Raw genomic sequence first — 25,057 nt, forward strand, 5'->3', positions numbered from 1 at the left:
TCAGTTTGAGCGCTTGGCGTAATTCTGATCGATCCAGGTCTGGTAGCTGCCGCTTTTCACGTGTTCTACCCAAGACTCATTGCTCAGATACCATTCGACCGTCTTGCGGATGCCGGAATCAAATGTCTCGGCGGGCACCCAGCCCAATTCGCGCTGAACCTTGCTGGCGTCGATGGCATAGCGTTGGTCATGGCCAGGACGGTCTTGCACGTAGGTGATCAATTGGGCGTGGGGCACGAACTTCGAGTCCGGGCGCAGCTCGTCCAGCAATTGGCAAAGTGTCATGACAACTTCGAGGTTCTTCTTCTCGTTATGGCCGCCAATGTTGTAGGTCTCGTCCACTACGCCTTCAGTCACGACGAGGTACAGCGCGCGGGCGTGGTCTTCAACGTACAGCCAATCGCGCACCTGATCGCCTTTACCGTAGATAGGCAACGGCTTGCCTTCCAGCGCATTGAGAATGACCAGCGGAATGAGCTTTTCGGGAAAATGGAACGGGCCATAGTTGTTCGAACAGTTGGTGACGATCGTAGGCAGCCCATACGTGCGGCTCCAGGCGCGGACCAAGTGGTCGGAGCTGGCCTTGCTGGCCGAATAAGGCGAGCTCGGCTGGTAGGGTGTCTGTTCTGTGAACAGATCCTCCGGCCCTTCAAGGTCGCCGTACACTTCATCGGTCGAGATGTGGTGAAAGCGAAAGGATGTCTTCTGATGTTCGCCCAAACTTGTCCAGTAAGCGCGAGTGGCTTCCAGCAACGTGTACGTGCCGACAATATTGGTTTGAATGAAGTCAGACGGACCGGTAATTGACCGATCTACGTGGGATTCTGCCGCCAAGTGCATGACCGCATCCGGACGATGATCCTTGAAGACCCTGTCAAGTGCTTCCCTGTCGCAGATATCGACCCGCTCGAAAGCGTAGCGCTCATTGTCGGCCACTTCGAGCAACGACTCTAGGTTTCCCGCATACGTCAGCTTGTCCACGTTAACGACCGAATCGCCGGTGTTGGCGATGATGTGACGCACGACCGCCGAACCAATGAAACCTGCACCGCCAGTTACTAAAATCTTCAAAGCACTCTTCCTGGTAGCAATACGGATCTTTCTTCATCCGTCGTTATTTTTCTGCGCGATTCGTCACGACATCCCGGACGCGTGTTCGGCAGTATCTATGGCATTCCCCAAGCCCGAACGTTCAGGGTTACAGCCAGTCTCGAATCAAGTTGCAAAAAAGCAAACCCGCAGCTACGCGTTCAGAAGCAATAAACGCCTGACCGGGTAGCCGAAAAGGACGCCATTATGCCTGTTGTATTCAGACATGGCTTTCAGGGAGTTGAAGATACGACCACTGGAACGCGAACATTGGCGATCAACTGCTCTTATGGCAGCCGACCGGGTGCGCTTGGCGTCCTGATCGGCAATAGCGGCTTACGCCTTTGTCAGACCTTTCCCGTTGGAGACCGAGCGCTCTTCCACAATGACTGGGCTCGGGGACGGCGCTTCAAGATGGATGACTTCCAGCCGGCGGCTCAGCACCAAGTATCTGATTATCGCAACCAGCAGCCCGACTAACCCGCCCAGAAACAAAGCCAACAGTGTCACCAGTGGCTTATTGGGCTTGATGGGGCTTGTTGACTCAAGCGCACGACGGTCAATGGTCACGAGCTTCAGGCGCTTCATATCGATGTTGAGATTGCGCAACCGCACGATCTCTTCGCGAAGAGGCTCGACACCTTTCAGGAAGATGTCTTCGTTCTCGCGCCGCTGCATCACTTCAATTTGACGATTGTTCTGGAGCATTTGCAGCTCCTTCTCAATCTGAGTGATCCGATCCGACGCGAAGTCATCGGTCTTGCGTTGCTGCAACGCCGTTCGCTCTGCCTCAAGCGCTTCGGAGCCCATGAAATACAGCGGAATCTGTTGATTGTTGACCTCGGTGCGCATCACGCTCGCAGAGCCCGACCGGTCAGCGTCACCCAAGGACGATGGCGTTGACGGGCGCTTGATACCCAGGGACTTGGCAATACTGATGGCTTCGGCCAACTGCGCCATGCGATCGGTACGCTGCGCTTTCAACTGTACGCGCAGTGCCTTGAGTTCATCTTGCAACTGCGCACGTTTCACATTATCCACTTCCTGGAGAGACGCGATATGCGCTTGCTTCTGCGTCTCATAACTGGAGCGAGCAGCGTCTATTCTGCCGTCGAGCTCATTGAGCCGGTTATGGATGATGACCTCCAGATCCGACGCAATCTGCTGCACCTCTGCCTGAATAGCGTAATCGACCAGCCCGTTCATGATAGCGGGGCCGTTGACGCCTTTCGGATAACTCATCTCCAGACCAATGAACGCGCTCAGCAAATCAGCGCGCTTAGGATCAGGGAGTACCAGATCGATGGAATTGCGGTTGAACTCCTCGAAACTCTGCTCAAGCGTCTGCCCTTCACGTTCAAACCGCTTGAACAGGTCTTGATGGCTTCGAAAAAAACCAAGCCTGGTCTCATACGAATCCAGCGAAGCGCCGACCTTCAACAGCGCGTCGGGGGGAGAGAGTGTGTAGATTTCGGAGCGATTCAGAGCGTCTAGCTCATTGATCGCGGCGGGACGGAGCACGCTACTCACCTGATAAACAGGGCGGCTTGCAAACGCGTAGACGATGGCGATCAGGCCAAACAAGGCAGCGACTGCGCAGATCATAAGCTTCTGGCGCCAGAGCGAACGAAACAGTGCGAGTAGATCAATTTCATCGTGGGGAATGTGAGGGGGTACGCGGGTGATACTGGTCACAAACAATGCCTGCTTTCTAGAAGAAACTGCGGGCTCGTCATGCAGGCAGACGCTAGTAATTCAGGCGATCCGACGGGTCAAGGCATCATGCCCAGCCCGTCGACACCTAGCGCAAGCTGACTAATCGAGAACAGGTCGCATTCTGCCAACAACCAGCCTCTTTTCAAGTCTTGCCGCGTAGGACATTTCTCGGCCGACAACCCGCAAATTAGACGCGTTGCATGGTCAGTCTTCTTTTGGTGACGAAGAAACGCACCAATCCAATCAGTATCCCCAGAATACCGCCACCTATCAGGCCAGCGATGATGATCATGGCCTTCTTAGGCTTGATCGGACGATCCGGGACTTCGATAGGGCCGTCTAGACGATAGACCGACACCTCTTCTGGATTGACCTGAAGCGACTGAAAAAAACTGCGCTTGATCTGCAAGGCACGGAGGTTTGAAATAAACGGATCGTCCGTTTGCCGTTCTTCCAGATTTTTGATCTCGGCAATCAGGGCCTTGCTGCCTCTCATGTACGTTAACTGCCCGTCCATGGTCGCTGAGACTTCGGCTGCAACGTTACCGGTGATGATCGGTGGGTTTTCCAGGCCGATGGCGTGGGCCACACTCAGCGCCTCTTTCAGGCGGGTAATGGAGTCTGTTCGGACCTTGCCTTCAGTTTCCTGCAAAATACTGATCTGCTGCGCAAGGTTGCGGGCCCGCACGCTAGCCTCACGCGTAACGTTTGTGATCATTTCCTTTTCGGATGCAGCGCCTGCAAGTGCGGCGAACGCTTTTACCCAATCAGTGGCCTGAGCCGGGTCATCGCCTTGCACGACAACCGAATACCGCTCTGGCAGTTCTTTAGTGGGTGTTCCGATTGTGAGCGTGTTCAGGTAGTTGGAATACAGCGCGTCTTGGGATCCTGCCCGCTCGGCCTCAGTCAGGGAAGGCAAGTAAACGTCGTTAAAGAATGACCGCCGCAAGGATTCACCCTGAAGATTTCGCGTGAAAACGCTGTAAACATCACTGATCGTATACGGAGTGAGCTCTGCGTCCCGAGTACGGCCATAGTTGAAGTCGGCGATGCCGTTCAACGTTGGCGGCTGCAAATACACTCTTGCTTCGTAGACCGGCTTACTTAGAAATGCAAATGCTGCGGCACCTATGCCGACGATCAAGGCAGTGCTGATTATTAATACTTTCTGCGCCCAAAGTGCAGCGACGAGTTCGAACAAATCTATCTCGTCGGATGCTTGTGTCGACATTGGGGGATTCGCCATTCAGGTAGACCTTTAAATTGTTGTGGACGATTGCAGAATACTTGCAGGTAAAGCGCTTACCCTGAGTTCGGCCGTTGGCGCTGACAGGGCCTTTCACTGAAGTGTGGCCCACGTAGACGTGGCAGATCGCATGTTTTCCAAATGGAACTGGTTACGGATGGCTGGCTAATCAGACAGACTTGGGCTTCCTGCGCAAGCTAACAATCCAGCCGAGAAACGGCCCGATTATCATACCTGTGAGCAGCGCCAGAATCACCGGCACAGCTATCGAAAGCTGCGGTGCAGTCCAGCCGAAAAATACCAGCGATACATGCTGCTGGTTTTCAAGCATGAATACTACCGTCGCCAATACGATCAGCAGGATCACTACGAAGAATATCAAGCGTTTCACGTTTCGCATTTGCTGCTCCTTTAACGGCCTATTGGAGCCCCTCTTCTTCCTCTTCGTTCACCCGGTCACGCAATTCTTTTCCGGGTTTGAAGTGAGGAACGAACTTGCCGTCGAGACTGACGGATTGTCCGGTTTTAGGGTTACGACCTACGCGAGGAGCGCGGTAGTGCAGGGAAAAGCTGCCAAAGCCCCGGATCTCGATGCGGTCGCCCGTCGCCAGGCATTGGGACATTTGCTCAAGCATGGTCTTGATAGCTAGCTCGACATCCTTGGATGAGAGAAGCCCTTGATGGGTGACAATTCGTTCGATCAACTCCGACTTCGTCATATTTTTCCCTTCTTTTTCAAGCAGCTAGGAAACGCGCTCCGAAGGTTTTAGCATGACCAGATCATTTTGAACAGCCCAGGCTTTGAGTTAGATGCATCAGTTAATCTGGCACAGGCGCCAAGCAGCAACCACCTAAATCGCAGGCACAAAAAAGGGCGACCGAAATCGCCCTTTTTCTATGGTAGAGCTGAACTTAGTTCTGCTTTTCCATTTGTGCGCGCAACAGGTCACCCAAGGTGGTTGGACCTGTATTTTCAGCGGTTTCAGGCTTGCTACGCAGGCTCTGAATCGCTTCTTTCTCGTCTTCAACGTCTTTCGACTTGATGGACAAGCTGATTACGCGGCTCTTGCGGTCAACGCTGATGATCTTGGCTTCGATCTCTTCGCCTTCCTTCAGAACGTTACGCGCGTCTTCTACGCGGTCACGGCTGATTTCGGAAGCCTTCAGGGTAGCTTCGATGTCGTCGGCCAGAGTGATGATGGCGCCTTTGGCGTCAACTTCTTTAACGATACCGCGGACGATTGCGCCTTTGTCATTGACAGTGACGTACTCGGAGAACGGATCGCTTTCCAGCTGCTTGATACCCAGCGAGATGCGCTCGCGCTCTGGATCAACCGACAGGATGACGGTGTCGAGCTCGTCGCCCTTCTTGAAGCGACGTACGGCTTCTTCGCCCACTTCGTTCCAGGAGATATCGGACAGGTGAACCAGACCGTCGATGCCGCCGTCCAGACCAATGAAGATACCGAAATCGGTGATCGACTTGATGGTGCCGGAGATTTTATCGCCCTTGTTGAACTGGCCAGAGAAATCTTCCCATGGGTTAGATTTGCACTGCTTGATGCCGAGGGAGATACGACGACGCTCTTCGTCGATGTCCAGAACCATAACTTCCACTTCGTCGCCAACCTGAACGACTTTCGAAGGGTGGATGTTTTTGTTGGTCCAGTCCATTTCGGAGACGTGCACCAGGCCTTCCACGCCTTCTTCCAGCTCTGCAAAGCAGCCGTAGTCGGTCAGGTTGGTAACACGCGCGGTTACGCGAGTGCCTTCCGGGTAACGTGCTTTGATAGCGACCCAAGGATCTTCGCCCAATTGCTTGAGGCCCAGGGAGACACGATTGCGCTCGCGATCGTACTTCAGAACCTTCACATCGATCTCGTCGCCAACATTGACGATTTCCGATGGATGCTTGATGCGCTTCCAGGCCATGTCGGTAATGTGCAGCAAGCCATCGACGCCACCCAGATCGACGAATGCGCCGTAATCGGTGAGGTTCTTGACGATACCTTTGACCTGTTGGCCTTCCTGCAAGGATTCCAGCAGAGCTTCGCGCTCGGCGCTGTTTTCGGCTTCCAGGACGCTACGACGGGAAACGACAACGTTGTTGCGCTTCTGGTCGAGCTTGATAACCTTGAACTCGAGCTCTTTGCCTTCCAGGTGAGTCGTGTCACGCACAGGGCGCACGTCAACCAAAGAACCAGGCAAGAACGCACGGATGCCGTTAACGTCGACAGTGAAGCCGCCTTTAACCTTACCGTTAATAACGCCCTTGACCACTTCTTCAGCAGCGAAAGCCGCTTCCAGAACGATCCAGCACTCAGCACGCTTGGCTTTCTCGCGGGACAGTTTGGTCTCGCCAAAGCCGTCTTCGACCGCGTCAAGAGCAACGTGAACTTCGTCGCCGATCTTGATGGTCAGCTCGCCAGCGTCGTTGTGGAACTGCTCCAGCGGGATGAGGCCTTCAGATTTCAGACCGGCATGAACCGTTACCCAACCAGCCTGGTAGTCGATATCAACGATGATAGCGGTGATGATCGAACCGGCCTGAAGGTTAAGGGTCTTTAGGCTTTCTTCGAAAAGTTCAGCAAAGCTTTCGCTCATTTTAATTCCTGTTGATAAGGGCGAAGAATACGCCCATCTGCCACATCCCAGTCGACGTGGGTTTCGTTCATATGAGAGAAAGCCTGCGGACTATGACTGGTCTCCCGCATGGCTTTCTGGTCATCCGGCGAGGTCACGTAGCGCGACTTCACTCAAGATGCGATCCAACACCTGCTCGATGGATAATTCCGTGGAATCCAGCTGTATAGCGTCATGCGCTGGCTTGAGCGGGGCTACCGCTCGCTGGGTGTCACGTTCATCACGTGCACATATCTCATCTAGCAGACTCGACAGATTAACATCATCACCTTTGGCCTTCAACTGCAAGTAACGACGCCGGGCACGCTCCTCGGGACTGGCCGTCAGGAAAACCTTGAGCGGCGCTGCCGGAAAGACCACTGTGCCCATGTCGCGACCGTCGGCCACCAACCCTGGAAACTCCTGAAACGCCCGCTGGCGCTGCAGCAGTGCTTCGCGCACAGCCGGCAACGACGCCACCTGCGATGCGCCGCTGCCTACGTATTCATTGCGAATGGCAAGGGTCACCTCCTCGCCTTCGAGAATGATGCGCTGCCCATGATCATCGGTCGCCGCCTCGAACTGCACGTCGAGATGCGCGGCCAGCAGCTTCAACGCTTCTTCGTTGGTCAAATCGACGCCATGATTGCGCGCAGCAAATGCCAGCAAACGATAGAGCGCGCCAGAATCGAGCAAGCACCACCCCAGACGCTTGGCAAGCATGCCCGCCACCGTGCCCTTCCCTGAACCGCTTGGTCCGTCGATCGTAATGACCGGAGCTTGAGCTTTCACGATTGCCCCTCTTGCGCTACACGAATACCCACCTGCGCGCAGAGCGCCAGGAAATGGGGGAAAGAAGTTGCGAACCCGGCGTCGTCATGAAGGCGAACAGATGCCGTTGCTCGCAACGATGCGATGCTCAACGCCATGGCGATACGGTCATCACCCAGCGCATGAATTTCACCACCCTTGATCGGGCCGCCATTGATCGAGGCGCTATCGAGGGTCAATTCAACCTGCACACCCAATAGCGACAACGCCTCGCCCATGGCTTGAATCTGGCCGGACGGCTCGCCCGTCAGGTCTTGCGTATTCTGCAGCACGGTACGCCCCTGAGCGCACGCCGCTGCGACGAAGAGCGCCGGGAGTTCATCGATAGCCGCCTGCGCAAGTGCGTCCGGAATCATGATGCCTTTGAGTGCAGCGTGACGCACGCGCACATCGACAACGGCCTCGCCCTCGACGGCGCATTGATTCTCAAGGCTGATGTCCGCACCCATCAAGCGCAGAATTTCGATGACACCGTGAATCGCTGGCGTAATAACAACGTGCTCCAGCACCAGATCCGAACCCGCACTGATGGATGCGGCCACCAGAAAAGGCACTGCATATCGGCCGTTATCCGTGGCGTCAATACGACCCTGTACGCTGCCGCCCGGACCGGCGACGAGGATCAGACCACTGGCGTCCTGATCCCGCGCATTAGCGCGACGGGCCAGGATTTCACCGAAATGTTCGCGCGCCGAACGGGCTTGGGTGAACACGCCCATCAGTTGCGGCCCGTCCCCGGCACACACCGCATCACGCAGCGCGTCCAGATCACTGCGAAACGTATCCAGAGTGCGCAAGACGGCTTCGCGGTTCGCGAGAAAGATGTCGTGCCACATCACGGGATCGCTACCGGCAATCCGGGTGAAATCACGAAATCCGCCCGCCGCATAGCGGAAGATTTCCAGGTTTTCGTTGCGCTTGGCTAACGAGTCCACCAATCCAAAAGCCAGCAAATGCGGCAAATGGCTGGTCGCTGCCAAAACCTCATCGTGGCGCTCAACGTCCATGTGCTCGACATCCGCCCCCAGCGCCGACCAGAGCTGATCAACCAGCCTCAGGGCGGCCGGATCAGTGCCTTCCTGCGGCGTCAATATCACTTTGTGACGCCGGAAGAGCCTGGCGTCGGCCGCCTCGACCCCGCTCCGTTCCGAGCCCGCGATCGGGTGCCCCGGAACAAAACGCGCCGGCATGGTACCGAACGCCCGACACGCAGCACGCACGACATTGCCTTTTGCGCTGCCGACGTCGGTCAACACCGCATTGCCCAGGTCCAGCGTGGCCAACACGCCCAGCAGTTTTTCCATCGACAGGATCGGAACGGCGAGCTGGATGACATCCGCCCCGACACAGGCGGCCGCCAGACTCTCTTCACAGCGATCAACGACGCCCAGTTCGACCGCCAGCTTGCGCGACTGCGGGTCAAGATCGACCCCGACCACTTCACGGCACAGCCCGCTTTGACGCACACCTTTGGCAAAAGACCCGCCAATCAAACCCAATCCCACCACCACCAGGCGGCCAATGATCGGTTGCGCAGAACGCCCAGCAGTGACATCAACCACGCGCCAGCACCTTGCTCAGTGCGTCAAGGAAACGGCTGTTTTCGGAAGGCAAACCAATGCTCACCCGCAGGTGATTGGGCATGCCGTAGCCACCAATCGGGCGAACGATCACGCCTTCGCGCAGCAGGCCTTCATAAATGGAAGCCGCTTCGCGCCCCAGGTCGACGGCCAGGAAATTGGCCCTGGACGGGATCCAGGTCAAACCCTGCTCCCGCAGGCCGTCCTGCAACTGGCGCATTCCGGCCTCATTCAGGCGGCGGCTTTGGGCGACGTATTCAATATCGTCCAGCGCTGCAGTGGCCGCGACCAGGGCCAGGCTGTTGACGTTGAACGGCTGCCGCACCCGGTTCAAAACGTCCGCGACAACCGGCGAGGAAAGCGCATAGCCAACGCGCAACGAGGCGAGGCCGTAGGCCTTGGAGAACGTGCGCGATACCAGCAGATTCGGGTAAGCGGCGAGAAATTTGAGGCCGTCGGGCAAATCAGTGCCCTCGGCGTACTCGATGTAGGCCTCGTCCAATACCACCAGCACGTCTTCCGGGACATCGGCGAGGAAATCCGCCAGCGCCTGCGGACCGAACCAGGTGCCGGTCGGGTTGTTGGGGTTGGCGATGAAGACCACACGGGTGTTGCTGTCGATCAGCGCCAGCATTGCCGGGAGGTCGTGACCCCAATCCTTGGCCGCAGCCACTCGCGCGTCAGCGCCGACCGCCTGAGTGACAATCGGATAGATGGCAAAGGCGTGCTGGCTGAACACGGCATTGAGCCCCGGCGCCAGGTAGGCGCGCGCGACGATCTCGAGAATGTCGTTGGAGCCGTTACCCAGCGTGACCTGGCTGGCCTGAACACCGCACCGCTCGGCCAGACGTTTCTTCAGGTCAAACCCGTTGCCGTCGGGATAGCGGGTCAGCTCCGCCAGTTCGGCATGAATCGCCGCCAATGCCTTGGGGCTCGCACCTGACGGGTTCTCGTTGCTGGCCAGCTTGACGATGTGCGCAGGATCGATATTCAGTTCGCGCGCCAGTTCGTCCACCGGCTTACCGGGAACGTAAGGCGATAGTTTTTGCACGCCGGGTTGTGCCCGCGCGAGGAAGTCGCCACTCATGAATCACTTACCTCGTCAGAGAACCGCTTTCGGGTAGGAGCCCAGCACCTTGAGTGCCACGGCTTCCTGACTGATCCGCTCCAGCACCGCTTTGATCAATGGATCGCGGTGATGACCGACGAAGTCGATAAAGAACACGTAGGTCCATTTACCGCTGCGCGAAGGCCGGGTCTCAATACGGGTCAGGTCGATGCCGTTCTCATGGAAAGGCACCAGCAGTTCATGCAGCGCGCCAGGCTTGTTGCTCATCGAGACGATGATCGAGGTCTTGTCGTCGCCGGTGGGGGGCACTTCCTGACTGCCGATCATCAAAAACCGCGTCGAGTTGTCCGGACGGTCTTCGATCTTTTCGGCAATGCGGGTCAGGCCATACAGCCCGGCCGCCATGTCGCCGGCGATGGCCGCAGAGTTCCATTCGCCCTTGACCCGCTTGGCGGCTTCGGCGTTGCTGGACACGGCGACGCGTTCGACGTTGGGGTAGTGCGCGTCCAGCCACTTGCGGCATTGCGCCAGCGACTGGGCGTGGGAATAGATCCGGCTGATGCTGTCGGTCTTGGTGTTTTCGCCCACCAGCAGATGGTGGTGAATGCGCAGCTCGACCTCGCCACAGATGACCATGTCATGCTCAAGGAAACTGTCGAGGGTGTGGTTGACCGCACCTTCGGTGGAGTTTTCCACCGGGACCACGCCGAAGTTGACCGCACCGGCGGCCACTTCGCGGAACACTTCGTCAATGGCCGCCATGGGCAAGCTGATGACGGCGTGACCGAAGTGTTTCATCGCGGCAGCCTGGGTGAACGTGCCTTCAGGACCGAGATACGCGACTTTCAGCGGCTGCTCGAGCGCCAGGCACGAGGACATGATTTCGCGGAACAGACGCGCCATGTCTTCATTGCTCAGCGGACCGCGATTGCGGTCCATCACACGCTTGAGCACCTGGGCTTCACGCTCCGGGCGATAGAACACCGGCACTTCGCCTTCGGCCAGTGTCGACATCTTTACCCGCGCCACTTCCTGCGCACAGCGCGCGCGCTCGCTGATCAGCTCAAGTACTTTCTCGTCGAGACTGTCGATGCGCACACGCAGTGCCTTGAGTTCTTGCTCAGACATTAACCGTGTTCCTTCTCGAACGCTGCCATGTACGTGATCAATGCATTGACTGCGTTGATGTCGATGGCGTTGTAGATGGAGGCGCGCATGCCGCCGACCGAGCGATGGCCCTTGAGGTTGAGCAGGCCATGCTCCTGAGCGCCTGCCAGGAACGGTTTATCCAGGCGGTCATCGGCCAATCGAAAGGGCACGTTCATCCACGAGCGGTCGGATTTATTGATCGGGTTACTGTACAAGCCGCTGGCGTCGATGAAGTCATACAGCGTGCGCTGCTTGATTTCATTGCGCTGGGCGATCGCTTCAACGCCGCCCTGCTCTTTGAGCCATTCGAACACCAGACCGGACAAATACCAGGACAGCGTCGGCGGCGTGTTGTACATCGAGCCGTTGTCTGCAGCGACCTTGTAGTTGAGCATGGTCGGGCATACCGAACGTGCCCGGCCCAGCAGGTCTTCGCGGATGATCGCGACGACAATACCGCTTGGCCCGATGTTTTTCTGGGCCCCCGCGAAGATCATGCCGAAACGCGAGACATCCACCGGCCGCGACAGGATGTCCGAGGACATGTCGGCAACCAGCGGAACGTCGCCGGTGTCAGGAATCCAGTTGAATTGCAGGCCGCCGATGGTTTCGTTCGGGACATAGTGGACGTAGGAAGCGTCTTTGCTCAGCTTCCAGTCGTTCTGCCCGGGGATCGCGAAATAGTCGTAGGCCTTGGCACTCGCGGCAACGTTGATGTGGCCGTAGCGCGACGCTTCTTCAATCGCCTTCTGCGACCAGATGCCGGTGTCGATGTAGTCGGCAGTGCCGTCTTCGGGCAGCAGGTTCAGCGGGACCTGAGCGAACTGCTGGCTGGCGCCGCCCTGCAGGAACAGCACCTTGTAATTGGAGGGAATGGACAGAAGATCGCGCAGGTCCTGCTCGGCCTTGGTGGCGATGGAGACGAACTCGTCGCTGCGGTGGCTCATTTCCATGACGGAAAGGCCCTTGCCGTGCCAATCGAGGAGTTCCGCCTGGGCGCGCAGCAGAACAGCTTCAGGAAGCGCGGCAGGGCCGGCGCAGAAGTTAAAGGCTCGCTTGCTCATATCCACTCTCGTCATGCAATTCGTTGAATTCTTAACTGGTGAAGCGTATCGAAGCGCCCGAAGGCTGCGATGCAGTGTCAGTTAAACCGCATCGCAGCCTTCGTACCTCGGCAGCTCCTACAGGGGAGCTTTGTTGACAGCCCCGCGTCAGTCTTTGGACTCTTCGTCGGAGTCAGCGTCGGCCTGCAGGTCAGTGCCGGACTCGTCAGCATCAACGCCACCGAGCACATCGCCGTCCACGATCTCGCCGTCGACTTCATCGCCTTCAAAGCCTTCGCCTTCAAGCTCCTCACCTTCGATTTCCGAAGGCTCCTGGACGCGTTCCAGGCCGACGAGCTTCTCGTCCTTGGCCAGCTTGATCAGCGTCACGCCCTGGGTATTTCGACCCAGGCTCGAGACTTCATCAACGCGGGTACGCACCAGTGTGCCCTGATCGGAAATCAACATGATTTCCTCGCCGTTCTGCACCTGTACTGCACCGACCAGACGGCCGTTACGCTCGTTGCTGACCATGGCAATAACGCCCTGACCGCCACGCTTGTATTCAGGGAACTCGGTGATCGCCGTGCGCTTGCCGAAACCGCGCTCGGAAGCAGTGAGGATCTCGCTGCCCTCCTCCGGGATCAGCATGGAAATCAGTTTCTGACCTTCCTGCAGACGCATGCCGCGCACACCGCGCGCCGTACGGCCCATGGCGCGCACGTCGGATTCCTTGAAGCGCGTGACCTTTCCGCCGTCGGAGAACAGCATGATCTCCTGCTCGCCATCGGTGATAGCCGCAGAGATCAGAATGTCGCCTTCGTCCAGTTCAAGAGCAATGAGACCCACGCTACGCTGACGACTGAAAGCCACCAGCGGAGTCTTCTTGACCGTACCGTTGGCCGTGGACATGAAGATGAACGGCGCCTTCTTCTTGTCGGCAGCCTTGATGCGCGCTTTGCGCTCTTCTTCGGTTTCGTTGCTCGCTTCACCGGCGTCGTCGATTTCGCCTTCGAGAGCGTCGTCGCCTTCCTCGTCCGCCCGCTTGCGCATGGCTTCAAGGTCAACCGGCAGCATGGTGGTGATGTACTCGCCTTCGCTCAGCGGCAGCAGGTTGACCAACGGACGACCACGGGCAGCGCGGGACGCTTCCGGAATCTCGTAGGTCTTGAGCCAGTACACCTTGCCCTTGCTGGAGAACATCAACAGTGTGGTGTGGCTGTTGGCGACCAGCAGATGAGCGATGTAGTCCTCATCCTTGATGCCGGTAGCCGATTTGCCTTTACCGCCACGACGCTGCGCCTGATACACCGCCAGAGGCTGGGTCTTGGCATAGCCGCTGTGGGAAATGGTAACGACCCGCTCTTCTTCGGTGATCAAGTCGCCCAGCGTCAGGTCAAGGCGCGCATCGAGGATCTCGGTGCGGCGCACGTCGCCGTATTCAGCGCGAATCAGTTCCAGCTCTTCGCGGATGATTTCCATCAGACGCACAGCACTGTTGAGGATGCGCAGCAGCTCGCCGATCTGAATCAGGATTTCCTGATATTCGGTGAGCAGCTTTTCGTGTTCCAGGCCGGTCAGGCGGTGCAGACGCAATTCAAGAATGGCCTGGGCCTGTTCCGGCGACAGGAAATATTTGCCATCGCGCAGGCCGTACTGCGGATCGAGGTTGTCCGGACGAGACGACTCGGCGCCCGCGCGCTCGACCATGTCCATCACGGCACTCGATTCCCAACCGGTGGTGATCAGGCCTTCCTTGGCTTCTGCCGGCGTCGGCGATGCCTTGATCAGCGCGATGACCGGGTCGATGTTCGACAAGGCGACCGCCTGGCCTTCCAGGATGTGACCGCGCTCGCGCGCCTTGCGCAGCTCGAACACCGTACGGCGGGTGACCACTTCACGGCGGTGACGAATGAACGCTTCCAGCAGGTCCTTGAGGTTAAGGATCCGTGGGCGGCCATCGATCAGGGCAACGATGTTGATGCCGAAAACGGTCTGCAGTTGAGTCTGGGCGTAGAGGTTGTTGAGCACGACCTCCGGCACTTCGCCGCGGCGCAGCTCGATCACGACGCGCATGCCGTCCTTGTCGGACTCGTCACGCAGCTCGGTGATGCCTTCGAGTTTTTTCTCTTTGACCAGCTCGGCGATCTTCTCGATCAAGCGCGCCTTGTTGAGCTGGTACGGCAGTTCGCTGATGACGATCTGCTGGCGGCCGCCGACCTTGTCGATGTCTTCGACGAAGGAGCGCGCACGCATGTAAATACGGCCACGGCCGGTGCGGTAGGCTTCGACGATACCGGCGCGGCCGTTGATGATGGCGGCAGTCGGGAAGTCAGGGCCGGGGATGTACTGCATCAACTCGTCGACGGTCAGCTCGGCGTTGTCGATGAGTGCCAGGCAGCCGTCGATGACTTCGCCCAGGTTGTGCGGCGGGATGTTGGTGGCCATGCCGACCGCGATACCGCTGGAACCGTTGACCAGCAGGGTCGGGATGCGCGTCGGCATCACCGCCGGGATCATCTCGGTGCCGTCGTAGTTCGGCACCCAGTCCACGGTTTCCTTGTGCAGGTCAGCCAGCAGCTCGTGGGCCAGCTTGGTCATGCGCACTTCGGTGTATCGCATCGCAGCGGCGTTGTCGCCGTCCACCGAACCGAAGTTGCCCTGGCCGTCTACCAGCAGGTAGCGCATCGAGAAGGGTTGTGCCATGCGGACGATGGTGTCGTAGACAGCCGTGTCACCGTGGGGGTGATACTTACCGATCACGTCACCGACCACACGAGCGGATTTCTTGTACGGCTTGTTCCAGTCGTTGCTCAGTTCGCTCATCGCGAACAGTACACGCCGGTGCACGGGCTTCAAGCCATCGCGCGCATCCGGCAGAGCTCGTCCGACGATGACGCTCATCGCGTAGTCGAGGTAGGACTGTTTGAGCTCGTCTTCGATATTGACCGGGAGGATTTCTTTGGCCAGTTCGCCCATGAAGCCTGATTCCTTTTTCTGGTGAAACTTCGCCACATCCAAGCGGGATAAACGAAGCTTGCCGCCGCCGGCTTTTGCCTGACAGCGACTTACGACAAATCAGCGAGTTATGCCATGGATTTGCGCAGTAGAGAGGGCTGCGTCGAGCCCTCCCGGAAACCGCCGGATGTTACCACAATCGCCGTCAGGCACGAAGACTTTGAAAGCGCTGATTACGGGCCATTTCGCCACCAGACGCCTGAGAAGCGCTTACAGGGCCCAATAGACGGTTGAGGATTGCGCGCACGCATCCCGATCAAGGAATTAATGCAAGCGCTTTCGGCACATCAATTGGGTCATTTTTGCGGTGTCCGGGCGCTCGACGATGCCCTTCTCGGTGACGATGACGTCGATCAGGTCGGCGGGCGTGACATCGAACACCGGATTGAAGGCGTCGACCTCTGCGCCCACCCGATGTCCGCCGACTTCCAGCAGTTCGCGGCCGTCGCGCTCTTCGAGGGGTATGTCATCACCGGAAGCCAGCGCCATGTCGATGGTGGAGCTGGGCGCCACCACCATAAAGCGCACGCCGTGGTGCATGGCCGCGACCGCCAACTGGTAGGTGCCGATCTTGTTAGCCACGTCGCCATTGGCAGTGATGCGGTCGGCGCCGACGATGACCCAGGTGATGCCTTTGGTCTTCATCAAGTGCGCGGCGGCGGAGTCGGCATTCAGCGTGACCGGGATGCCTTCGTTGGCCAGCTCCCACGCCGTCAGCCGCGAGCCCTGCAACCACGGCCTGGTTTCATCGGCGTAGACGCGTTCGATCATGCCTTCTATATGAGCAGCGCGAATAACGCCAAGCGCGGTGCCAAACCCGCCGGTCGCCAGTGCGCCGGTGTTGCAATGGGTGAGCACGGCTTGCAGATTGCCCTGGTGCTTGCGAATCAGCTCGACGCCCAATTGGGCCATGGTCAGGTTGGCTTCGCGATCACTGAGATGGATGGCCACGGCCTCCGCTTCCACTGCAGCACGGGGGTCTTCGTGGTCTTTGAGGCGCTGCAGGCGTTCGCGCACGCGGTTCAGCGCCCAGGACAGATTGACCGCCGTCGGCCGCGCGCTGGCCAACAGGGTAAAGTCCTGCTCCAGCGCCGCGCGCCAGTCGCCACCGGCCGCAAAACGCTCGGATACCGCCAGGGCCATGCCGAACGCTGCACTGATGCCGATGGCCGGGGCACCGCGCACCACCATCGTACGGATTGCATCGGCCACACCTGCCGCGGTGTTAAATGGCAGCCAGGTCTCCTCGAAGGGCAAGATCCGCTGATCCAGCAGATACAGCGTGCCGTCCCGCCAATCGATGGCCTTCACCTTCTCCGCAGCCAATAGTCGATCGCGCATCGCACACCCCACATGATGATTTGAAAAAAAACACAACGCCAAGCGCTGTATGCCGCGGATCTGAACCGAGAAGCACATTGCCAGCCATGCAAAAAGCCGCGGATTATAGCGAGCCGCCCGCGAAGACGCTCGGGTATACTGCGCCGTCCCCGTATCAAGCCAATGGATGCTCCCGCCATGCCGGATTCCGCCGCCCCGCTCGACCTCCTGCTCCTGCCCACCTGGCTGGTCCCGGTCGAGCCGGCAGGCGTGGTGCTTCAGGACCATGCGCTGGGCATCCGCGACGGCGTCATCGCGTATATCGGCCCTGCCTCCGAGGCATGGCGGCTCAAGGCCACAGAGATTCGCGAGTTGCCCGGCATGCTGCTCAGCCCTGGCCTGATCAACGCCCACGGCCATGCGGCAATGACGCTGTTTCGCGGGCTGGCGGACGATCTGCCGCTGATGTCCTGGCTTGAAAACCATATCTGGCCGGCCGAGGCGAAGTGGGTGGACGAGGCCTTTGTCAGCGACGGCACGGACCTCGCAATCGCCGAGCAGCTCAAGGGCGGCATCACCTGTTTCTCCGACATGTACTTTTTCCCGAAGATTGCCTGCGACCGGGTGCACACCAGTGGCATCCGCGCACAGATCAGCGTGCCCGTGCTGGATTTCCCGATCCCGGGTGCGCGCAATGCCGATGAGTCACTGCACATCGGTGTCGAGCTGTTCAACGACCTCGCCCACCACCCCCGCATCAAGATCGCCCTCGGGCCTCACGCACCGTACACCGTCAGCGACGAGAACCTGGTGAAGATTCGCGTCATCGCCGACGAACTCGACGCGGTGATCCACATGCATGTGCACGAAACCGCATTCGAAGTGCAGCAGGCCGTTGAGCAGACCGGCGAGCGGCCTCTGGCGCGCCTCAACCGCCTGGGCCTGCTGGGGCCGCGTTTCCAGGCCGTGCACATGACGCAGATCAGCGACGACGATGTGGCGCTGCTGGTGGAAAGCAACTCCAGCGTGATTCATTGCCCGGAATCGAACCTGAAACTGGCCAGCGGCTTCTGCCCGGTGGAGCGTCTCTGGCAGGCCGGCGTCAACGTCGCCATCGGGACCGATGGCGCGGCCAGCAACAATGATTTGGACCTGCTCGGCGAAACCCGAACCGCTGCACTGCTGGCCAAAGCCGTTGCCGGTTCCGCCACTGCGCTGGACGCTCATCGCGCATTACGCATGGCTACATTGAACGGTGCGCGCGCGATGGGGATCGAAGCAGAAACCGGCTCGCTGGAGGTCGGCAAGGCCGCCGACATGGTGGCCTTCGATCTGTCCGGCCTGGCGCAGCAACCCATCTACGACCCAGTGTCTCAACTGATCTACGCCACGGGCCGCGACTGCGTGACCCATGTATGGGTCGCCGGCAAGCCACTGCTTGAAGACAAACGCCTGACCCGGATGGATGAACAGGCGCTGACCGAAACTGCCAAGGCCTGGGGCCGGCGCATTGCCGGCCAGCCTGAACTCAATTAGTGCCGCCTTGGGCCTTTGCGCCGGAGCGGACACGTGCTTTTCAAGATTTTAGAGGGATTACACATGAGCAACGTCGACCACGCGGAAATCGCCAAATTCGAAGCCCTGGCCCATCGCTGGTGGGACCGCAACAGCGAGTTCAAGCCCCTTCACGACATCAACCCGTTGCGCGTCAACTGGATCGATGAGCGGGTCAATCTGGCCGGTAAAAAGGTGCTGGACGTCGGCTGCGGCGGCGGCATCCTGAGCGAGGCGATGGCCTTGCGCGGCGCGACCGTCACGGGCATCGACATGGGCGAAGCACCGCTGGCGGTGGCCCAATTGCATCAGCTGGAATCCGGGGTCACGGTCGAGTATCGGCAGATCACCGCCGAGGCGCTGGCCGAAGAAATGTCCGAGCAGTTCGACGTCGTCACCTGCCTGGAAATGCTGGAGCACGTGCCCGATCCGTCGTCGGTCATTCGCGCCTGCTACAAGATGGTCAAGCCGGGCGGCCAGGTGTTCTTCTCCACCATCAACCGCAACCCCAAGGCCTACCTGTTCGCGATCATCGGCGCCGAATACATCATGAACCTGCTGCCGCCCGGCACTCATGATTTCAAGAAATTCATTCGGCCGTCCGAGCTGGGTGCCTGGAGCCGCAGTGCGGGGCTCAACGTCAAGGACATCATCGGCCTGACGTACAACCCGCTGACCAAGCACTACAAACTGGCTTCGGACGTTGACGTCAATTACATGATCCAGACCCTGCGGGAGGCCTGATCATGCGCTTGAGAGCCGTACTTTTCGACATGGACGGCACGCTGCTCGACACCGCGCCGGACTTCATCGCGATCTGTCAGGCGATGCTCGCCGAACGCGGCTTCGCGCCGGTGGCAGACAAGCTGATCCGCGACGAGATCTCCGGCGGCGCCAAGGCGATGATTGCGGCAGCGTTTGCGCTCTCCCCCTCCGCGCCGGAATTCGAACCCCTGCGGCTGGAATTCCTGGAGCGTTATCAGACGGATTGCGCGGTTCACAGCCGCTTGTTCGACGGCATGCCCGAACTGTTGGCCGACATCGAAAACGCGAAACTGATCTGGGGCGTGGTCACCAACAAACCGGTGCGCTTTGCCCAGCCGATCATGGAGCAACTGGGGCTTGCCGAGCGCTCGGCGGTGTTGATCTGTCCTGACCACGTGACCAGGAGCAAGCCTGATCCCGAGCCATTGCTCCTGGCGTGCAAGATGCTGGACCTGGACCCCGCCAGCGTACTGTTCGTGGGCGATGACCTGCGCGACATCGAGTCAGGCCGAGACGCCGGCACCAAAACCGCCGCCGTGCGCTATGGCTATATCCACCCACACGACAACCCCGACCACTGGGGCGCCGACGTGGTGGTGGACCACCCGCTCGACCTGCGCAAGGTGCTGGACAGTGCGTTGTGTGGGTGTTGATTGGCTGACAAAGCATTTGTAGGAGCGCGCTTGCCCGCGGTGACGTCGGCAGATCCGACGTTAATGTTGACTGACACACCCTAATCGCGGGCAAGCGCGCTCCTACAGACTCCGGAGTTTTCTCATGTTTTCTTATTCCGCTCGCCCCGACCTGCTCAAGGATCGGGTGATCCTCGTCACCGGTGCAGGCCGCGGCATCGGCGCCGCAGCTGCGAAGACCTATGCAGCCCATGGCGCGACAGTCCTGCTGCTGGGCAAGACTGAAGCGAATCTGATTGAGGTCTACGACGAAATCCATGCGGCGGGTCATGCCAGGCCTGCTGTTATCCCCTTCGACCTCGAGACGGCCCAGCCTCACCAATACGATGAGCTGGCGGCGCTGCTCGAAGGTGAATTCGGCCACTTGGACGGATTGCTGCATAACGCCTCGATCATCGGCCCGCGCACGCCCATCGAGCAATTGTCCGGCGAGCAGTTCATGCGCGTGATGCACATCAACGTGAACGCAATGTTCATGCTGACCTCGACCCTGATGCCCTTGCTCAAGCTGTCTCTGGACGCATCGGTGGTGTTCACCTCCAGCAGCGTCGGACGCAAAGGCCGCGCGTATTGGGGCGCTTATGGGGTGTCCAAATTCGCTACCGAAGGGCTGATGCAGACCCTGGCCGATGAGCTGGACGGCGTCGCGCCCGTACGTGCCAATAGCATCAATCCGGGCGCTACACGCACTCAAATGCGTGCACAGGCGTATCCCGCAGAGAATCCGTTGAACAATCCGACCCCTGACGAAATCATGCCGGTTTATCTGTATTTGATGGGACCGGACAGCACCGGCGTCAATGGTCAGGCGTTTGATGCGCAAAAGTGAGGCGTCTTTAAGGGCGTGGCGTGTGAGGTATGGTAGGCTCGACAGATTCCCGTCACAGGCGTGAAGAATACGCCGTCTTCATCGATTAGAGCGTCAACAAAGCGTCGCCTGAATCGCCACGTTTCAGCTGCTCGCTCTGTTTCAATGCTTCTAATAACGATGGACGGCGGGAACGCGTCGGCACGCGTTTCACTCAAAGACTGCCAAGCCCTGCAGCGATGCATAGGAGGAGAGAAAACTTGAGTTTTCCTACCCGTACCAACGCCATTGATTTTGACAGCGCCAAATTACAGCGCCTGGGTTTTGCCCCACCGCTGCATGCAGTGGACGAACCCATTGATCTTGAAACACTGCGGCAACAACTCGGATTGCAGCTTCAAACCAGCCTGGAGGCCGACAAGATACTCGGCCTTTTCTACCGTTGCGTGCAACGCCTCGTACCCATGAATGCCCTGCAATTCAAGCACAAGGAGACCGACCTGCGCCTTGAGTTGGGCAGCCGTGCCTTGCACCACGCCAGCTATGACATGAGCCTTAAAGGCGAACACATGGGCGAGGTGTCGTTCCAGCGTGAGTACCGTTTCACTGATGAAGAACTGCTGCAGCTCGAATCGTTGCTGGCGTGCCTGCTGCACCCCATGCGCAATGCCCTCCTTTACCGGGCCGCCATGCTCAGTGCGCTACGCGACCCGTTGACCGGCGCAGGCAATCGCGTGGCCATGGAGCAGACGCTGGCGCGGGAAACAGAAATTGCTCGACGCCAGCAACTGCCACTGTCCGTGCTGATGCTCGACATCGACCACTTCAAGGTCATCAATGACACCCATGGCCACGCCACCGGTGATCAGGTGCTCAGAGCCATCGCGGACGGCATCAAAACCCGCATGCGCAACATCGATCAGGTGTTCAGGTTCGGCGGCGAAGAGTTCCTGATCGTGCTGTCCAACACCGGTCGTGAGCCTGCCGCGCTGGTGGGCGAGCGCCTTCGCACCGCGGCACTGCTGCTCACTTATCCCGTAGACGGCCCGCCTGTAGGTCTGACCGTCAGCATCGGCTGCTCGACCCTGATGCCGGGGGAAACCGCCGACAGCCTGATCCGGCGCGCCGATGCCGCGCTGTATGCGGCCAAGCGCCAGGGTCGAAATCGCCTTGAAATGGCGAGCTGAGCCTTACTCCACCGCCTCGAACCGACGCTCCCGAGCGAGCGTGTCCCGCCCCTGCTGCGAGTGCTCCAGCGCCATGCACCGCTCCAGAAACAGGTGCATGTATTCATAGCTTTTGCAGACTGCCGTTCGCAGTTCGGCCTGCAACTGCATACTGGGGTTATTGCCCGCCAATGTGCAGATGATTTCCAGGGCTTCCCATGGGTGGGCGTCGTCATACTGCGCGTGCATCTTGAGCCACTTCATCGCCCGCTTTCGCTGGTCCGCCGGAAACAGGTCTGCGTAGGTGTCCTGGGAACACACCACCGCCGACCACTCACCGGTTGCGCCTTCGATCGCGTAGTTGGTCGCGGCAATCGCCACCACCAGCGATTCCGACGTACAGGCCTGCCAGCACCAATGACTCAGAGCGTGCAGCTCGGAAGGCACCCGCTGGGCTTGCAGGTCGTCGAGTGTGACGCCGTGCGCCGCACTCCAATTGACCCAATAATCGGCATGGTTGAGTTCGACCCGAATATTACGCATCAACCAGCGACGCGCCATGTCTTCACCCGGATGCCGGGCAAAACGAGTCTTGGTCAGGTTATGGGCCATATAGACCGCGAACTGTTCCACCACCGGCCAGCCGCCAATCAAATATTGGCGCATGACGTTGGAGCTCAGTGTTCCATCTCTCATTCGTTGATAAAGTTCATGCCCTACCACCTTGGACTTGGCGCCGCTGCAATCTTCAATCAATTGCTGCGCCCAGGAGGGGTAACTGCTGGCGTCCATCAGCGGACCGGTCCGAACGAACATATCGATCACTGTAAAGCTCCTTATTGAGTGTTGCGCATCGGTGTCATTCAGCGAAAGGTTCCAGGGGCGCTGAATAACATGGGAGTCTGCCTCGCGGGTCGCGCATGCAGACGTTCACAGGTGAATAATTGCGGTCGCTCAATAACGTAACCCTGAGCGTAGTCCACACCGATTTCCATTAGCGCCTGCTCTATCTGGGGGCTTTCGACGAACTCGGCGATGGTCTTTTTGCCCATTACATGACCGATATGGTTAATCACTTCCACCATGGCCCGATTGATCGGGTCGTCGAGCATGTCTTTTACGAAACTGCCATCAATCTTCAAGAAATCCACAGGCAAATGTTTCAAGTAAGCGAATGACGACATGCCTGCACAGAAGTCATCCAGGGAAAACCGGCAACCCAGACTTTTCAATTCGTTGATGAATCGAATAGCGCTGCCCAGATTGGAAATCGCACTGGTTTCAGTGATTTCAAAACAGATGAGTTCTGGCGGAATGGCGTACATCTGAAACTGCTGGCGCAAGTATTGGAGAAACGCATCATCGCCAATGCTGGTACCGGAGAGGTTGATGGCACAGACCGCCAACGGCCCCTGGCGATGTTCATCGGCCAGGCAATTGGAAATAACCTTGAAGACGTTTTGCACCACCCAGCGATCCAGCGTGGTCATCATCCCATAACGCTCGGCGGCGGGAATGAAACTGTCCGGCAGGATCATGCGGCCTGATTCATCGCGCAGCCGCAACAGGATCTCCACATGCCCGCTGCTGCCGTCCGGGACGCGTCCCAGCGCGGCGATTTCCTGGGAGTACAGGCAGAACCGGTTTTCGTCCAGGGCCATGTGCAGGCGCTGAATCCACGCCATTTCACCAAACCGCGTCGACAGCTCCGAATCATCGTCGTGGTAGACCTGAACCCGGTTGCGGCCTTTTTCCTTGGCCATGTAGCAGGCCATGTCGGCGGCGCGCAGCGAAGACTCCAGATTAACCGGCGCATTGGACAGATGCACCAGCCCGATGCTGACAGTGGTCACGGAGGGGCGGCCCTTCCACACGAAATGCAGGCTTTCGACGGTCTGACGCAACCCCTCGGCGATTTTTTCCGCCGAGTCCGCCGTGCAGTGCCGCAGCAGAACCCCGAACTCGTCCCCGCCCAGCCGCGCCAGGGTATCGCCTTCGCGGATGCCTTGCTGCAACAGCGCGCAGATATGACGCAGCAGCTCATCGCCGGCCGCGTGGCCATTGGTGTCGTTGACCAGTTTGAATTGGTCCAGGTCCAGAAACATCAGTGCGTGATTGCCGGGCTGATGGGACAGGCTGGCAAGCGCCTGCTCCAGCCGATACTCGAATTCACGCCGGTTGGCCAGACCGGTCAGGGCGTCGTGGGACGCTTGCCAGGACAGATTGGCGAGGTATTGCCGCTCCTGGGTCATGTCATGCAGCACCAGCACCGCGCCGCTGACGTGGCCGTCGGTCCTGATCGGCGCGCCGGTCAAGGCGACAGAGACGGTGGTGCCGTCAAGCCGCTGGATCAGCTTGGAGTGCTCGCTGCAGCCGATTAACTTGCCGGCCAGAATGTGTTCGATCAGCGTCGAGCTGTCCTTCTGATCGTTCTCGTCCAGCAGGCTGAACAGCGACGCCAGCGGCAACCCGGCCGCCTGCTCCGACGTCCAGTGAGTCAACTGCTCGGCGGCGGGGTTCATGTAGGCAATCGCCCCGTCGACATCGGTGGCAATGACGCCATCGCCGATGGACTCAAGGGTGATCTGCGCGCGCTCTTTCTCCTCCTCCAGGGCGCTGGCAAAGGCATGCCGCTGTTTGAGCAGTTTGTGCGTGCGCAGCAACGCCAGGAGGATCAGGCACAGGGCGGTTGCCAGGTTGGTGACCAGCAGGATCCGCAGAATCACCCGGGAGCCTTCGCCCAGCGCGTTACTGAACGCCATGGCCGCCGGTGTCACGGATTCGTTGATGGCGTTTATCTCGGCGCGCCAGCTCAGCACATCGCCCGGGGTGGAGGTGCCGGCAAGGACTGCGGCATGAATGTCCCGGGCGACGGCGTCCAGTTGCAGCAGGTAGTCGTCACCGACCTTCCACAGGTCGATGGCCCGTTCCAGGTAACTGAAATGGCGGAAGTTGAGGTACAACCAAATGATGCTTGCTGCATCGTCGGGATCGTTACCACCCTGCAGGATGCCTGCAGTGGCCCGTGGGATATCCGGCACAGGCTGTTCCAGCGCCACCCGCAATTCGTGCCCACCCTGGGGAATGGCAATCGCCTGCTGGTACCTCAGGTAATTGATCTCGTCACGGCTGTTGGCGTAGAGATTGAGGTAATAGATCGCGTCCTTCTGGCCCTTGGACCACAGGCTTTCGCCGCCTACATAACTGCGCACCGCCGACATCATGTACAGGCTCACGCACCCCAGTAATGCCTGCAACAGCACCACGGCGATAAATGGCCACACGATACCCAGAAGACGAGGCTTCTCGAGAATACGCTTTTGCTTCATGGTGTCCCTTTCATCAGCACTGCCAGATACTTACTCCCCATGCAGGCTCTCCATTTTGAG

Annotated in this window: 20 protein-coding genes; 5 read left to right on the forward strand and 15 right to left on the reverse strand. The window is 58.9% G+C overall.

The window, feature by feature from the left end; genetic code table 11:
- The 13 genes from rfbB to mtnA all read right to left on the reverse strand — a co-directional run bounded on the left by rfbB (nucleotide 1) and on the right by mtnA (nucleotide 16,704).
- A complete protein-coding gene (gene rfbB / locus ABQX22_RS08500; RefSeq protein WP_349798423.1) occupies nucleotides 1-1,071 on the reverse strand; it encodes a dTDP-glucose 4,6-dehydratase in 1,071 nt (356 codons plus the stop codon).
- Nucleotides 1,072-1,425: 354 nt separating this feature from the next.
- Nucleotides 1,426-2,784: a Wzz/FepE/Etk N-terminal domain-containing protein gene (locus ABQX22_RS08505; RefSeq protein WP_349798424.1), complete on the reverse strand. Its 1,359-nt coding sequence runs from the start codon at nucleotides 2,782-2,784 to the stop codon at nucleotides 1,426-1,428.
- 208 nt (nucleotides 2,785-2,992) lie between these two features.
- Nucleotides 2,993-4,036, reverse strand: coding sequence for an LPS O-antigen chain length determinant protein WzzB (locus tag ABQX22_RS08510; RefSeq protein ID WP_349798426.1), 1,044 nt, complete (start codon nucleotides 4,034-4,036; stop codon nucleotides 2,993-2,995).
- 184 nt (nucleotides 4,037-4,220) lie between these two features.
- Nucleotides 4,221-4,451 carry a lipopolysaccharide assembly protein LapA domain-containing protein gene (locus tag ABQX22_RS08515; RefSeq protein WP_349798428.1) on the reverse strand — a complete coding sequence of 77 codons (231 nt, stop codon included), beginning with the start codon at nucleotides 4,449-4,451 and terminating at the stop codon, nucleotides 4,221-4,223.
- A gap of 19 nt (nucleotides 4,452-4,470) precedes the next feature.
- Nucleotides 4,471-4,770: an integration host factor subunit beta gene (gene ihfB, locus ABQX22_RS08520; RefSeq protein ID WP_268797327.1), complete on the reverse strand. Its 300-nt coding sequence runs from the start codon at nucleotides 4,768-4,770 to the stop codon at nucleotides 4,471-4,473.
- A gap of 193 nt (nucleotides 4,771-4,963) precedes the next feature.
- On the reverse strand, nucleotides 4,964-6,655 hold the full coding sequence (gene rpsA / locus ABQX22_RS08525; RefSeq protein WP_074752926.1) for a 30S ribosomal protein S1: 1,692 nt from the start codon (nucleotides 6,653-6,655) through the stop codon (nucleotides 4,964-4,966).
- A 120-nt stretch (nucleotides 6,656-6,775) separates the two neighbouring features.
- Entirely contained in the window at nucleotides 6,776-7,465 is a 690-nt protein-coding gene (gene cmk, locus ABQX22_RS08530) for a (d)CMP kinase (protein WP_349798431.1), read from the reverse strand.
- Nucleotides 7,462-9,066, reverse strand: a complete 1,605-nt coding sequence (locus ABQX22_RS08535; protein WP_349798433.1) for a prephenate dehydrogenase/arogenate dehydrogenase family protein — start codon at nucleotides 9,064-9,066, stop codon at nucleotides 7,462-7,464. The genes cmk and ABQX22_RS08535 overlap by 4 nt, the downstream gene beginning before the upstream one ends.
- Entirely contained in the window at nucleotides 9,059-10,171 is a 1,113-nt protein-coding gene (gene hisC, locus ABQX22_RS08540) for a histidinol-phosphate transaminase (RefSeq protein ID WP_349798435.1), read from the reverse strand. The genes ABQX22_RS08535 and hisC overlap by 8 nt, the downstream gene beginning before the upstream one ends.
- A gap of 15 nt (nucleotides 10,172-10,186) precedes the next feature.
- A complete protein-coding gene (pheA, locus tag ABQX22_RS08545) occupies nucleotides 10,187-11,281 on the reverse strand; it encodes a prephenate dehydratase (RefSeq protein WP_349798437.1) in 1,095 nt (364 codons plus the stop codon).
- Nucleotides 11,281-12,366 (reverse strand): 3-phosphoserine/phosphohydroxythreonine transaminase, encoded by a 1,086-nt coding sequence (serC, locus tag ABQX22_RS08550; RefSeq protein WP_349798439.1) that lies wholly within the window; start codon nucleotides 12,364-12,366, stop codon nucleotides 11,281-11,283. The genes pheA and serC overlap by 1 nt, the downstream gene beginning before the upstream one ends.
- 147 nt (nucleotides 12,367-12,513) lie before the next feature.
- On the reverse strand, nucleotides 12,514-15,324 hold the full coding sequence (gene gyrA / locus ABQX22_RS08555) for a DNA gyrase subunit A (protein ID WP_349798441.1): 2,811 nt from the start codon (nucleotides 15,322-15,324) through the stop codon (nucleotides 12,514-12,516).
- Between the two features lie 303 nt (nucleotides 15,325-15,627).
- Nucleotides 15,628-16,704 carry an S-methyl-5-thioribose-1-phosphate isomerase gene (gene mtnA, locus ABQX22_RS08560; protein ID WP_349798443.1) on the reverse strand — a complete coding sequence of 359 codons (1,077 nt, stop codon included), beginning with the start codon at nucleotides 16,702-16,704 and terminating at the stop codon, nucleotides 15,628-15,630.
- A 177-nt stretch (nucleotides 16,705-16,881) separates the two neighbouring features.
- On the opposite strand from mtnA, the gene ABQX22_RS08565 reads away from it, so the two are divergent.
- The 5 genes from ABQX22_RS08565 to ABQX22_RS08585 all read left to right on the forward strand — a co-directional run bounded on the left by ABQX22_RS08565 (nucleotide 16,882) and on the right by ABQX22_RS08585 (nucleotide 21,689).
- A complete protein-coding gene (locus tag ABQX22_RS08565) occupies nucleotides 16,882-18,219 on the forward strand; it encodes a TRZ/ATZ family hydrolase (RefSeq protein WP_349798445.1) in 1,338 nt (445 codons plus the stop codon).
- Nucleotides 18,220-18,282: 63 nt separating this feature from the next.
- Nucleotides 18,283-18,981 (forward strand): bifunctional 2-polyprenyl-6-hydroxyphenol methylase/3-demethylubiquinol 3-O-methyltransferase UbiG, encoded by a 699-nt coding sequence (ubiG, locus tag ABQX22_RS08570; RefSeq protein ID WP_349798447.1) that lies wholly within the window; start codon nucleotides 18,283-18,285, stop codon nucleotides 18,979-18,981.
- Nucleotides 18,982-18,983: 2 nt separating this feature from the next.
- On the forward strand, nucleotides 18,984-19,655 hold the full coding sequence (mupP, locus tag ABQX22_RS08575; RefSeq protein WP_349798449.1) for an N-acetylmuramic acid 6-phosphate phosphatase MupP: 672 nt from the start codon (nucleotides 18,984-18,986) through the stop codon (nucleotides 19,653-19,655).
- 124 nt (nucleotides 19,656-19,779) lie between these two features.
- Entirely contained in the window at nucleotides 19,780-20,523 is a 744-nt protein-coding gene (locus ABQX22_RS08580; RefSeq protein ID WP_349798451.1) for a YciK family oxidoreductase, read from the forward strand.
- Between the two features lie 239 nt (nucleotides 20,524-20,762).
- Entirely contained in the window at nucleotides 20,763-21,689 is a 927-nt protein-coding gene (locus tag ABQX22_RS08585) for a GGDEF domain-containing protein (RefSeq protein ID WP_349798453.1), read from the forward strand.
- Between the two features lie 3 nt (nucleotides 21,690-21,692).
- Here ABQX22_RS08585 and ABQX22_RS08590 read toward each other — a convergent pair whose 3' ends face one another.
- On the reverse strand, nucleotides 21,693-22,484 hold the full coding sequence (locus ABQX22_RS08590) for a TenA family transcriptional regulator (RefSeq protein WP_349798721.1): 792 nt from the start codon (nucleotides 22,482-22,484) through the stop codon (nucleotides 21,693-21,695).
- Nucleotides 22,485-22,531: 47 nt separating this feature from the next.
- A complete protein-coding gene (locus ABQX22_RS08595) occupies nucleotides 22,532-24,997 on the reverse strand; it encodes an EAL domain-containing protein (protein ID WP_349798455.1) in 2,466 nt (821 codons plus the stop codon).
- Between the last annotated feature and the right edge of the window lie 60 nt (nucleotides 24,998-25,057).

The sequence above is a fragment of the Xanthomonas sp. WHRI 1810A genome, from assembly GCF_040202885.1.
Taxonomy (GTDB): domain Bacteria; phylum Pseudomonadota; class Gammaproteobacteria; order Pseudomonadales; family Pseudomonadaceae; genus Aquipseudomonas.